Annotated in this window: 13 protein-coding genes and 1 other annotated feature; of the genes, 10 read left to right on the forward strand and 3 right to left on the reverse strand. The window is 34.4% G+C overall.

The genetic code is table 11. The annotated features are described in order from the left end of the window. Together M2098_RS02240 and M2098_RS02245 are read right to left on the reverse strand one after the other, a co-directional pair. The coding region (locus M2098_RS02240) for a transposase (protein WP_280681603.1) at positions 1-378 on the reverse strand (378 nt) is incomplete at its 3' end. An 84-nt stretch (positions 379-462) separates the two neighbouring features. Then, on the reverse strand, positions 463-1,407 hold the full coding sequence (locus tag M2098_RS02245; RefSeq protein ID WP_348521551.1) for a TIGR01212 family radical SAM protein: 945 nt from the start codon (positions 1,405-1,407) through the stop codon (positions 463-465). A gap of 48 nt (positions 1,408-1,455) precedes the next feature. Here M2098_RS02245 and M2098_RS02250 point away from each other — a divergent pair, with 48 nt between their 5' ends. The 3 genes from M2098_RS02250 to M2098_RS02260 are packed head-to-tail and all read left to right on the forward strand — an operon-like array spanning position 1,456 to position 3,283. Further along, complete coding sequence (locus tag M2098_RS02250) at positions 1,456-2,154, forward strand: SprT family zinc-dependent metalloprotease (RefSeq protein ID WP_280681602.1); 699 nt, start codon at positions 1,456-1,458, stop codon at positions 2,152-2,154. A gap of 8 nt (positions 2,155-2,162) precedes the next feature. Then, positions 2,163-2,726, forward strand: coding sequence for a chromate transporter (locus M2098_RS02255; protein ID WP_280681600.1), 564 nt, complete (start codon positions 2,163-2,165; stop codon positions 2,724-2,726). After that, positions 2,720-3,283 (forward strand): chromate transporter, encoded by a 564-nt coding sequence (locus M2098_RS02260; protein WP_280681598.1) that lies wholly within the window; start codon positions 2,720-2,722, stop codon positions 3,281-3,283. Before M2098_RS02255 ends, M2098_RS02260 begins: the two co-directional genes overlap by 7 nt. A 12-nt stretch (positions 3,284-3,295) precedes the next feature. Here the strand turns inward: M2098_RS02260 and M2098_RS02265 are convergent, their stop codons facing one another. Then, complete coding sequence (locus tag M2098_RS02265; RefSeq protein ID WP_280681596.1) at positions 3,296-4,081, reverse strand: histidinol-phosphatase HisJ family protein; 786 nt, start codon at positions 4,079-4,081, stop codon at positions 3,296-3,298. Between the two features lie 426 nt (positions 4,082-4,507). On the opposite strand from M2098_RS02265, the gene serC reads away from it, so the two are divergent. The 7 genes from serC (at position 4,508) to leuS (ending at position 13,226) form a co-directional block, all read left to right on the forward strand. After that, complete coding sequence (gene serC / locus M2098_RS02270) at positions 4,508-5,587, forward strand: 3-phosphoserine/phosphohydroxythreonine transaminase (protein ID WP_280681594.1); 1,080 nt, start codon at positions 4,508-4,510, stop codon at positions 5,585-5,587. Beyond that, positions 5,584-6,741 carry a 3-phosphoglycerate dehydrogenase family protein gene (locus M2098_RS02275; RefSeq protein ID WP_134168808.1) on the forward strand — a complete coding sequence of 386 codons (1,158 nt, stop codon included), beginning with the start codon at positions 5,584-5,586 and terminating at the stop codon, positions 6,739-6,741. The genes serC and M2098_RS02275 overlap by 4 nt, the downstream gene beginning before the upstream one ends. A gap of 91 nt (positions 6,742-6,832) precedes the next feature. Beyond that, the gene (locus M2098_RS02280; protein WP_280681591.1) at positions 6,833-7,762 is read left to right on the forward strand and encodes a LysR family transcriptional regulator; all 930 of its coding nucleotides are present in this window, start codon (positions 6,833-6,835) and stop codon (positions 7,760-7,762) included. 10 nt (positions 7,763-7,772) lie between these two features. After that, a complete protein-coding gene (locus tag M2098_RS02285; protein WP_280681589.1) occupies positions 7,773-8,615 on the forward strand; it encodes a sulfide/dihydroorotate dehydrogenase-like FAD/NAD-binding protein in 843 nt (280 codons plus the stop codon). A gap of 2 nt (positions 8,616-8,617) precedes the next feature. Then, positions 8,618-10,003 (forward strand): NADPH-dependent glutamate synthase, encoded by a 1,386-nt coding sequence (gltA, locus tag M2098_RS02290; RefSeq protein ID WP_280681587.1) that lies wholly within the window; start codon positions 8,618-8,620, stop codon positions 10,001-10,003. 88 nt (positions 10,004-10,091) lie between these two features. Beyond that, entirely contained in the window at positions 10,092-10,553 is a 462-nt protein-coding gene (locus tag M2098_RS02295; protein ID WP_280681586.1) for a DUF1307 domain-containing protein, read from the forward strand. A gap of 19 nt (positions 10,554-10,572) precedes the next feature. Then, positions 10,573-10,782 (forward strand) — a binding site (T-box leader). A 44-nt stretch (positions 10,783-10,826) separates the two neighbouring features. Continuing rightward, positions 10,827-13,226 carry a leucine--tRNA ligase gene (leuS, locus tag M2098_RS02300; RefSeq protein WP_134168800.1) on the forward strand — a complete coding sequence of 800 codons (2,400 nt, stop codon included), beginning with the start codon at positions 10,827-10,829 and terminating at the stop codon, positions 13,224-13,226. Positions 13,227-13,228: the final 2 nt, after the last annotated feature.

Consider the following 13,228-nt stretch of genomic DNA (forward strand, 5'->3'; position numbering starts at 1 on the left):
TGTCATGTATACCTCCGGTTTAGGTTTATAATCTTTTAATTGTTCACCTTTAGTATACATTGTAACCCAATTCGCAACAGTTCGGAATGATGGAACAGCATATCTAACTGCTAAATCACGATATGATAATCCTTTACTAAAATATTCATTTATTACTTGCTCTTTAAATTCTTTTGAATAGTGATTATTCCGTTCTCTTGTTTCAAAAATCGATGGTCCATTTTGTTTATACATACGAACCCACTCTAAGACTTTTTTATTTCCATATTTTGTCATCTTTAGATTTAAAGCAATTTCTTTTGCACTGTACTTGCCACTTATATAATCCTCACATGCTTGAACTTTTTCTTGAAATGAATACTTATTTTTTCTTCCCATAATAAAACCCCCTTAGGTTAAAAGTGCTTTATTTATTTGCACTGTCTACCTAAGGGGGATAATATCATAAAGTAGTGCATAGGTTTATTTTGTTTCTAAAACTTTTCCTTGCCAAGTGTTACGTGCGACCATGGCTTTATCAATATCATTAAGTACAATGGTTTTCTTAAACATCCATTCAGAACCAATTTGTTCGCCACGCATTCCATCTCCGGTTAAACGCTGAATGATAATATGTTTAGGCAGTACCTCTAATTGAGAAATAACTACATCGATATAATCATCCTTATCTAACATTGGAAATGAGTGTTGAAGATATGATTTACCAAGCACCGTATCCTTTAGTATATATAGCATATGAATTTTGATTGCATGAATAGGAAGCTGACCAACTTTATATGCATTTTGAATCATATCTTCTTTGCTTTCTCCAGGTAATGAATTCATTAAATGCACACAAATCTTGAGATTTGTTTTTGATAATCTTTCTACAGTTTCAAGAAAACATTGATAATCGTGTCCACGATTTAATGATTTAGCAATTGCATCATTTGTTGTTTGTAGACCAAGTTCGATCCAAATGTCTTTCTTTCTACTTACAAAATCTAAGTATTCAATCATTTCATCACTTAAACAATCTGCTCTAGTTGCTAAGGAAATCGCGACAATTTCGTCTTTAAATAGAAAAGGCTTTAGCATTTCACTAACTTGTTTCACACTGCCATATGTATTGGTATAAGCTTGAAAATAGGCGATTGCTTTTCCTTGAGGCCATTTGTGTTGCATAATTTTTAAATTACTTACATATTGAACATCTAATGGTTCAAATTTATCTTCGATGGTATCACCACTACCGTAGCTACTACAAAACGTACAACCTCCAACACCACATGTACCATCACGGTTAGGGCATGTGAAGTTTGCATTTAAAGCGACTTTAAATACTTTATTTTTATATTTCGTTTTTAAATAGTGACTCCAAGTATAATATCGCTTGTTATCTTCACTATATGGAAATGGATTATTCATGTTAATTATCTTAACACAAATCTAGTTTTGTGTTAATGTTTATAGCGTATGATAGAAACAAAACAAATCCTAATTGATGGATATCGAATTACATATCAATTGGAACGAAAGAAAATGAAGAATATGGTTATGCGAATTCAAGAAGATGGTTCTTTAAAAGTAAGTGCGAATCCGTATATTCCACAAAATAAAATTGATGCATTCTTACAAGAGAGAGTGTCTTGGATTCTTACAAAACAAGAAAAACAACATGCAATATTTGAACGAATTTTTACTTCAATACAGAAAAACCGTTCGTTATATATCTTTGATGAAGAATATACGATTATTTGTGTGCAATCCAATAAGAAAGGCATTCAATTTCTAGGCAGTGAAGTATACGCATATTACGTGAATGATAAAGCAGAATGTGATACGCTATTGAATAAGTGGATACGTCAAGAGTGTGAAAAGAGATTTATTGAAGTTATTCATGAATTTGATCATATGTTAGATGATTATCGGCTTTCATTTCCAGAACTAAAAGTACGAAAGATGAAATCTAGATGGGGAAGTTGTGCAACTAGATCTAACCAAATCACATTAAATACAAACTTACTACATTTGCCAAAGTCATTTTGTGAATATGTAGTACTACACGAGCTAGCACACTTTGTACAACCAAATCACAGCAAGCATTTCTATCAAATCATAGAAAACTATATGCAAGATTATAAGGCGCGTACAAAGTTGATACAACATTTATAGGAGGTCATATGCAAAAAAATGTAAATTGGATATTATTTCGTTCCTTTGTAATTGCTGGAACATTTACTTTTGCAGGTGGTCTTGCAATGTTACCTTTGCTGCAAAAGGAAATTGTTGATAAACATAAATTAATGAATAAAGATGAGTTTTTAGAAGATGCAATCATGGCACAAACGCTCCCAGGAATCATAGCTTTAAATAGTGCATGTTTCTTTGGAAAAAAAAGTAATGGGATTCCTGGTATGCTTGCTGCTGCTTTAGGTAGTATATTACCTGCGTTTGTTTTTATGTTACTAGCAACAATACTCTATGAATATATACCACAAGAAGGGCCTTTACAAATGGCATTTGTTGGAATTCGTGCATCAGCAGTTGCATTTATTTTTGCGGCTGCAATTTCGATTGGTCAACATAGTTTAGATAAGACGATTAACTGGATTATGATGATCACAAGCTTTCTAGTAATTACGGTTTTTAATTTCCAAGCACCTTACGTTATATTGTTTGCAGGTATATTTGGGATTGTATACTACAGTTATATAAAAAAGGATGGAGGTAAGAGTTCATGTTAATACAAATCTTACTTGCCTTTTTAAAAATCGGATTTTTGGGTTTTGGGGGAGGATATGCCATGTTATCCATGGTACTTGACGAATCCTTAAAACTTGGTTTAACACTTCATCAGTTTGCTGATTTAAATGCACTTGATATGTTGATTCCTGGCCCAATAGCAATTAATGCAGCAACCTATGTTGGATATTTAGTGGATGGATTTGCTGGTGCAACAGTAGCTACTGCAGCAGTTTGTGTGCCTTCATTTGTTTTAGTTCCATTATTTATTAAGTTCAAACGCACCTTTGCCCATAATCCAAAAGTGAATCAGTTTCTTGATATGGTAAAACCAGCAGCAGTTGGTTTAGTTGCAAGTGCAGGTTTTACATTACTACTTGGTGTTGTGTTTGGTGTAGATACTCTTTCACAACTGATCGCGAACCCACATGCACCAGATATATTTGCCTTGTTGGTTGTTGCTGTATGCAGTTATTTGCATATTAAAAAGAATGTAAACCCAATATTACTTACTGTTGTTTCCGGTGTTGTTGGTTTTGCGTTGTATTATGTCATATAAAAAAACGATGATTTAGTTCATCGTTTTTCTTTCAATTATATCTATATCTGTACCAACATCACTTGGTTTATGGGCATCACTTGCAGTAATCATCTTTACTCCATGTTTTTTTAATGTTTCAAGTAACTGTTCATTATCTCCAATATCTTCGTGGTGATAACGATAATGAATTCCGGTATTGTTTTCAGCTTTCATGTGATGTTTGTTTAATGCAATCGCAAGTGCATCATAGATTTCTTGTAAATCATATGTAGGGTAGTGATTAAATAGTTTTAATTGGTCTGGGTGTGCAAGTTGCGTAAATAAATCACTTTCAATAAGTTGCATAACAAGTTGATAGTAACGTTTATAAATATCATTTACTTCATATACATCCCACAATAACTCTTTTGAGAAGTTCATATCATAGAGAACTCCGTCAATAGAATGGATTGCACCAACGACAAAATCAAAATCATATTTTGCGAGTTCTTCTCTTAAGAAATCCTCATACTCTGGAGCATAGCAAACTTCTAAACCGTAACGTACTTCAATCTCCGTTTCTTCTTGTTGGATTTCTTTCATTAAATTAATAAAATCGAATACGCTATCACAGAATTTTGTTTTGCCTTGAAGCCAAGTATCTTGTATTTCATGCACACGTAAATTTTCATAGATCGGTTTGAATTCTACAAAGCGATGGGTGTGATCTAATATTTGAATCGTATCAAACCCTTTTCTTTTTGCTTCATTAATAAATTCGTATACATATGCTTTACTAAGCTCTCCAAATTCCAAATGCATGTGTCCATCAATCATATAAATCCCTCATTTCTTTTGGATATTATAGCATATCCTCACATTTGGAAAAATCGGTTTTATATCTGGTAGGAATGACATTGTCGAATTTCGCATTCTAATTTATAATACAAGTACAAGGTAGAGATACCTAGAAAGATGTCTCCCGAGGAGTGAGGGTGACAAAAATCCCAAATATCGCTCATTAAAGAACTATCCTGAAAAAGAGTTGAACAGGATACAAAAAATGAAAGGCAACTCTAGATAAAAGGATTCTCTTACAATTGAAAAGAGAATCCTTTTTAATTGTCTAAAAGCTAAATATGTAACAAAATGAAAATAAGAAATTACAAAAGTTACATTTCTTACAAAAAAATTACATTTATTTCAATTTTTTGAAAATTTTGTGTTACAATAGGATACAATATTATAAAGGAGATTGAAATTATGAACAGAGTGATTAACTTTAGTGCAGGACCATCACAAATGAGTGATAAGGTTCTAAAGAAAGCAAGCGAACAAATGCTTAACTACAACCAAACAGGACAATCAATTATGGAGATGTCTCATCGTTCGGCTGAGTTTGTAGAGGTTTTCAACTCCTGTAAGTCCAAGCTAATGAAACTGATGAACATTCCTGAGAATTACGAAGTGTTATTCTTACAAGGGGGAGCAAGTACACAGTTTACAATGGTGCCAATGAATCTTTTAGGAAAACATAAAAAGGCAGCATTTATTAATACAGGAGCTTGGTCAAAAAAAGCAATTGGTGAAATGAAGAAATTTGGAGAAGCAGTCGTTGTTGCTAGTAGTGAAGATGACACATTCTCATATATCCCAAAAGACTATGAAGTACCAGAAGATGTGGACTACTTCTATATTTGTGAAAACAATACAATCTATGGAACAAAATATAAAGAACTACCTGATACAAAAGGACTTCCTTTAGTCGCAGATTTATCAAGTTGTATTCTTTCTGAAGCAATTGATGTAAGTAAATATGGAATTATCTTTGCAGGTGCGCAAAAAAATATGGGTATGGCAGGACTGACTGTTGTAATTGTGCGTAAAGACTTAATTAAAGATGATACAACACTACCTTCAATGCTTTCATACAAGGTGCAAGCGGATAACGATTCGATGTTTAATACGCCACCTACATATGCAATTTACATTTTAGGGCTTGTGCTTGAATGGATTGAAGAAGAATTTGGCAGTCTAGAAAACCTTGGTAAATATAACCAAGAAAAAGCACAAATCTTATACGATTATTTAGATCAATCAAAACTATTTAAAGGAACTGTCGCAAAAGAAGACCGTTCATTAATGAATGTGCCATTTGTTACTGGTGATGCAGAATTAGATGCAAAATTTGTAAAAGAAGCGAAAGCTAAAGGAATGGTGAATTTAAAAGGACATAGAAGTGTTGGTGGAATGCGTGCAAGCATTTACAATGCGATGTCTAAAGAAGGTGTAGAAACACTAGTTGCGTTTATGAAAGAATTTGAAGAGGAAAATACAAAATGAATATAAAACTATATAATAAAATCTCACCAAAGGGTTTAGCACTCTTTGATGATGAAACATACCGTTTCGGTGAAGATGTAGTAAATCCGGATGGGATTTTAGTACGTAGTGCTAAATTAAACGATATGGAGTTTAACGATGAACTTCGTGCCATTGTTCGTGCTGGAGCAGGAGTTAACAATTTACCAATCGATCGTTGTAGTGAAGCAGGAATTGTATGTTTTAATACACCTGGAGCAAATGCGAATGCAGTTAAAGAATTGGTATTTGCTGGTATGCTATTATCCGCACGTCCTGTATATAATGCGATGAACTGGGTAAGTACATTAGCAGAAAACGATGATGTATCAACTATTGTCGAAAAAGAAAAAAGTAACTTTGTTGGAAATGAGTTACGTGGTAAAAAGCTAGGAATTATCGGTCTAGGTGCCATTGGTATCAAAGTAGCAAACTTAGCATTGCACTTTGGTATGGAAGTGTATGGATACGATCCATATATTTCAATTGATGCTGCTTGGCAGTTATCACGCAAAGTACATTATGCGAAAACATTAGAAGAACTATATGAGAAATGTGATTACATTTCAGTGCATGTTCCATTAAGCGATAAAACAAAAAACATGATCAATAGTGAAGCGATTGCAAAAATGAAAGATAACGTATGTATTCTTAACTTTGCACGTGGTGGACTCGTTGATGAAAAAGCTGTTGTAGATGCAATTGAAGCAGGGAAAGTAAAAAATTATGTTACCGATTTCCCAAATGGAGATATCTTACATGCGAAAGGTGTAATTTGTATTCCACATTTAGGTGCGTCAACACCAGAATCAGAAGAAAACTGTGCAATTATGGCAGTGGATCAAATTCAAGATTTCTTAGAAAATGGAAACATTTTACATTCGGTGAACTTACCAAATGTACATATGGATCGTAGTGGAGAAGCAAGAATTACAATTTTCCACCGTAATGCACCAAATATGATTGCCCAAATTACGCAAACGATTTCTGATAAAGGAATTAATATTGAAAACTTAATCAATAAAAGTAAAAATGATTATGCGTATACAATGGTCGATGTGAATAGCAAAGATGTTGATGATGTAGTAAAAGAATTATCTTTAATCGATGCAATTTTAAAGGTTGTTGCTCTATAAAAGAATTGTAAAGTTCTTTAGTTGAAGATAGGTAGTAAATCACCTATAATACATTTATGTATATGACCCACTTGGGTTACAGGGAGATACTATGAACACAACATATCTTAAATACGTTATTGAAATTGAGAAACGCCGCTCCATAACGCATGCAGCTGAAAAACTGTTTATGGCGCAACCAAACTTGAGTAAAGTTATTAAGGAATTTGAAGAAACCCTTGGCTTTACCATTTTTGAACGCGGACCAAAAGGAACTGTACCTACACCAGAAGGTGCACAGTTAATTAAGTATGCCAAAGAAGTGTTGGCACAAATTGAAAAAATCGAACAAATTCGTTTGGATGATTTTAAAGATGTGCAACGTTTCAATGTAGCCATACCTAGAGGAAGTTATATTTCTTATGCCGTTGTAAAGTTAATTGAAGAGTTGGATTTAAATAAATCCATTCGTGTCAATATTCAAGAGACAAACTCAATGCAAGCCATTACCAATGTAGCAGAAGGACTATTTAATCTAGGTGTAATTCGTTATGATATGGCACATGAAAACTATTTCCGTGACTATTTAAAGAATAAGAAGGTGATTTTTGAACCAATTTGGGAATTTAAGCACCTTGTGACACTTGCAAAAGATTCTCCACTACATGATAAAGAAGAACTCGAATTATCAGATTTAGATGATTTTGTGGAAATCTCACATGGTGATAACTTCGTCCCTTACTTGAAACAAATGAACAATCAAGAGCATTCATGTAGCAAACAAATCTTTGTTTATGAAAGACAAACACAATTTGCAATTATGTTGCATGTTCCTAAAACTTATATTTGGGGATCTGCAATTCCACAAGAATTATTAGATTTATATAATCTCGAGCAAAAACCTTGTAAGGGAATAAGAAAGAAATATCGCGATGGATTTATATATCGAGAAGGATATAACTTAACGAATTTAGATCAACGCTTTATGGTGAAACTAGAAGAAGTGAAAAATGAAGTTTCACAACGTATAGAAAAATACTAAGGGGTCTATTATGTATAAAATTGTTGAAAAAGAACGATTAAATCCAACGGTTACGAAAATGGTAGTAGAAGCACCAGCAATTGCTAAAAAGGCAAAAGCAGGACAATTTATTATCCTTCGTTCACATGAAATGGGAGAGAGAATTCCCTTAACTGTTGCAGATTATGATCGTGAAAAAGGACTTGTTACGATTATTTACCAATTGGTAGGTCGTAGTACGATGTTACTAGATAATCTAGAAGTGGGAGATGCCATTCTTGACTTTGTAGGACCACTAGGTGTACCAAGTCATGTAGAAGGTATGAAACGTGTCTGTGTAGTTGGTGGAGGAGTTGGTTGTGCAATTGCCTACCCAACAGCCAAAGCTTTATATGAAAATGGTACTGAGGTAACGGTAATCACAGGATTTAGAAATAAAGATTTAGAAATCTTACGTGATGAATTTGAAGCAGTTAGTCATCATATGTATACGATGAGTGATGATGGAACTGTAGGAGAAAAAGGATTAGTCACAAATAAACTACAAGAACTACTTGATGCAGGTGAAGTGTTTGATGAAGTCATCGCAATTGGACCACTAGTTATGATGAAGTTTGTCTGCCAACTCACAAAACAATATGATGTGAAAACAACGGTCAGCATGAATCCAATTATGATTGATGGAACAGGAATGTGTGGATGCTGTAGACTAAGTGTAAACAATGAAATGAAATTTGCTTGTGTAGATGGACCTGATTTTGATGGACATCAAGTCGACTTCGATGAAGCGATCGCAAGATCTAGACAGTATGCAGACTTTGAAGCCAAAGCACGTGAAAAAGACTGTCACTTATTTCACAAGGAGGTGCGCTAGTTATGCCAAACATGAGTCCAAATAAAGTACCAATGCCACATCAAGAGCCAAATGTACGAAATAAAAACGTTGCAGAAGTAGCAACAGGATATACCTTAGAAATGGCACAAGAAGAAGCGGATCGTTGTCTACAATGTAAACACAAACCTTGTGTAAATGGATGTCCAGTAGGTGTGCAAATTCCTGAATTTATCGCCTTAATTAAAGAAGGAGATATCGAAGGAGCCTACGATAAGATTAAAGAAACCAATGCTTTACCAGCAGTATGTGGACGTGTATGTCCACAAGAAGATCAATGTGAAAAGCTATGTGTAAGAGCCATTAAACATGAAGCAGTCGGAATTGGAAGGCTGGAGAGATTTGTCGCTGATTATCATATGGCAAATGGAGAAAATAAGATTCCAAATATTGAGAAAAACGGACATAAAGTAGCTGTAGTAGGAGCTGGACCTGCAGGATTAACTTGTGCAGGAGATTTAGCGAAAAAAGGATATGAAGTTACAGTCTATGAAGCATTACATAAAGCAGGAGGAGTACTTGAATATGGAATTCCAGAATTCAGACTACCAAAAGCGATTGTAAGTAAAGAAGTACAAGCACTCAAAGACTTAGGTGTTCACATGGAAACCAATATGGTTATTGGAAAAGTGTTTGATATTGATGAACTATTTGAAGATGGAAATGAAGCTGTATTCATCGGTAGTGGAGCAGGACTTCCAAACTTTATGAAAATACCTGGAGAAAACTTAAATGGAGTATTCTCTGCAAATGAATTTCTGACACGTTTTAACTTAATGAAAGCTTATGATGTAGAAGCTGATACACCAATTTTCAAAGGTAAGAAAGTAGCAGTTGTCGGTGGAGGAAATGTTGCAATGGATGCTGCCAGATGTGCAAAACGTCTAGGAGCAGAAGTATACATTGTGTACCGTCGAGGAACTGAAGAATTACCAGCAAGAAAAGAAGAAGTGGAACATGCAATGGAAGAAGGAATTATCTTTAAGACATTGAATAATCCAGTCCAAGTACTTGGTGATGACAAAGGAAATGTAAGAGCGATTGAATGTGTACAAATGGAATTAGGAGAACCTGATGAGAGTGGAAGAAGACGACCAGTAGTCAAAGAAGGAAGTAATTTCACACTAGATATCGATTGTATGATTATGTCGATAGGAACAAGTCCCAACCCATTAATTCACAGAACCACAGAAGGATTAGACACCAATAAGTGGGGATGTTTAATCGCAGATCCAAAAACAGGAGCAACAACACGAGAAGGTGTATTTGCTGGAGGAGATGCAGTAACTGGAGCTGCAACGGTAATCCTAGCAATGGGAGCAGGAAAAGAAGCTGCACAAGCGATGGATGAGTACATTCAAAATAAATAATACGAACCATTTTCTTACGTTTATAAATTGATAGAATATGATATACTGAAAAAGTAAATGATATAAGAAATCAAGAAGAGGAATGTAAATGAAAAAGTTAACGTATTTGTTAGTGATAAGTCTACTTATTATAAGTGGATGTCAATCAAAAAAAGAAGAAACAACAACTGTCTGTACAATTGAACAAGAAGAAACAAAAGCAACTTTAACGCTGGAAGCTGATGATGATACAATCACAAAGCTTACACAACATGTTGCTACGGATTTAACAAGCGCATTTGATCAAGGTTTAATTACTGAAGATGATGTAAATAAAAATGCAAAAGAAGTTAAAGAGAAAATGGAAGCTACAAAAGGTGTAACATATACCTATACATTGAAAGATCATGTACTTACAGAAGATAGCGTATTTGACTTAGAAGAAGCATCGGTTGAAGATTTAATCGAAGCAAATTTACTAGAAGTTGAAGGTAGTACCAAAAAAGGCTTAAGTTTAAAGAAAACTGTAGCTAATTATGAAAATCTAGAGTTTACTTGTAAAAGTAAATAATTGTGATAAAATAAGTAACAATATAGCTTAGATTTGGAGTAGTAATCTTAAAGTTTATGATAGAGAGCAAGTGGTTGGTGAAAACTTGTATAAACGCTAAGGTGAACTCGCCAAGGAGCTAATCGTAATACATAAGCGATTCGTGGATCGAGCGATAATCGATAATGAAGGTGCATATAGATTTTTTCTATATGAACTAAGGTGGTACCGCGTTTATAACGTCCTTAGATGAATTTCTAAGGACGTTTTTATTTTAGGTAAAAGGAGAAAAATATGGTATTTGATTACAAAGCAATTGAAACAAAATGGCGTAAGTATTGGAAAGATAACGATACGTTTAAAACAGATGTATGGGATTTTAGTAAACCTAAATTCTATGCATTAGATATGTTTCCATATCCATCAGGACAAGGACTTCATGTTGGTCACCCAGAAGGATATACAGCAACAGATGTAGTAAGTCGATTAAAACGTATGCAAGGATATAATGTATTACACCCAATGGGATTTGATTCATTTGGACTTCCAGCAGAGCAATATGCGATTTCTACAGGAAATCATCCAAATGGATTTACAGAAGCAAACATTAAAATCTTCTCTGAACAATTACAGTTATTAGGTTTCTCATATGATTGGGATAAATCCTTTTCGACAAGTGATCCATCATACTATAAATGGACACAATGGATTTTTGAACAGTTATATAAAGATGGATTGGTAAAATATATCGATATGCCAGTTAACTGGTGTGAAGAATTAGGAACTGTACTTGCAAATGATGAAGTTATTGATGGAAAAAGTGAGCGTGGAGGATATCCAGTCGTTCGTATCAATATGAAACAATGGGCAATTGATATTCCTGCATATGCAGAAAAACTACTTGATGGTTTGGATGATCTTGATTGGCCAAAATCAACAAAAGAAATGCAACGTAACTGGATTGGAAAAAGCGTTGGTGCACATGTTGATTTCAAAGTTGCTGGCTATGATGAAACATTCACCGTGTTTACAACACGTCCAGATACATTATTTGGAGCTACGTATTGTGTATTATCACCTGAACATGTACTTGTTGATATGATTACAAGTGACGCGCAAAAACAGGCAGTGAGTGACTATAAAAAAGTATGTGCAAGTAAGTCGGATTTAGAACGTACAGAGTTAAATAAAGAAAAAACTGGTGTGTTTACTGGAGCATATGCAATAAATCCTGTAAATGGTGCAGAAGTGCCAATTTGGATTGCAGATTACGTGCTTGCAGGATATGGAACTGGTGCAATTATGGCAGTCCCTGCACATGATGAGCGTGACTATGATTTTGCAAAAAAATATGGAATTGATATTATCGCTGTTTTAGAAGGTGGAAATATTGAAGAAGCTGCATATGTAGAAGATGGTTTACATATCAATTCAGGATTCCTTGATGGAATGAATAAAGCAGATGCAATTGCAACAATGATTGCATGGCTTGAAGAACACCATGTAGGAACAAAACATGTGAACTATCGTTTACGTGAATGGATCTTTGCACGTCAACGTTACTGGGGAGAACCAATTCCAGTCATTCATATGGAAGATGGAACTGAACAGTTAGTTGCAGAAAGTGAATTACCACTTGTGTTACCTGAACTTGAAGACTATAGCCCTAGTTCGAGTGGATCTTCGCCATTAGAAAAAGCAACGGATTGGGTTCATGTAGAAGTAGAAGGTAAAAAAGGAAAACGTGAGACAAGTACTATGCCAGGAAGTGCTGGTTCAAGTTGGTATTTCTTACGTTATATTGATCCACATAACGACAAAGCCATAGGAGATCCAGAGTTATTAAAACACTGGATGCCAGTTGATTTATATGTTGGTGGACCAGAACATGCTGTTGGACATTTATTATATGCAAGAATGTGGAACCGTTACTTGTTTGATAAAGGAATTGCACCAACAAGTGAACCGTTTAAGAAACTTGTTCACCAAGGAATGATTCTAGGTGAAAACAATATGAAAATGGGAAAACGTTACCCTGAGTATGTTGTAAACCCAAATGATATCGTTGAAGATTATGGAGCAGATACACTTCGTTTATATGAAATGTTTATGGGTCCATTAGAAGCCGATAAACCTTGGAGTACAAGTGGAGTAGAAGGTGCACATCGTTTCTTAGTACGTGTGTATCGTCTATTTACTGAAGAAGGTAAAATTAGTGATGTAGCAAATCCAAACTTAGATAAGGTATATCACCAAACAGTTAAGAAAGTTACAGATGATTATGAAAGTCTGAACTTCAATACTGCAATCTCGCAAATGATGATATTCGTGAATGCGGTATATAAAGAGAAAAACTTCCCGAAAGCATATGCAGAAGGATTTACAAAAATGCTATATCCAATTGCACCACACTTAGGTGAAGAATTATGGAACGTAATTTTAGGACATAACGATACGATTACATATGAAGCTTGGCCAACATATGATGAAGCGATGTTAGTTGAAGATGAATTAGAAATTATCGTACAAGTAAACGGAAAATTACGTGGTAAGTTTATGATAGCTAATGGTTCAAGTGATGATGAAATTAAAGAAAAAGCATTGGCATTAGAAGCTATCCAAAGTTTTATTGAGGGGAAAGAATTACGTAAAGTAATTGTAATTAAGAATAAATTAGTGAATATTGTTGTGTAATA

This window comes from Breznakia sp. PFB1-19, assembly GCF_029893935.1.
In the GTDB taxonomy this organism is placed as follows: Bacteria; Bacillota_I; Bacilli_A; order Erysipelotrichales; family Erysipelotrichaceae; genus Breznakia; species Breznakia blatticola.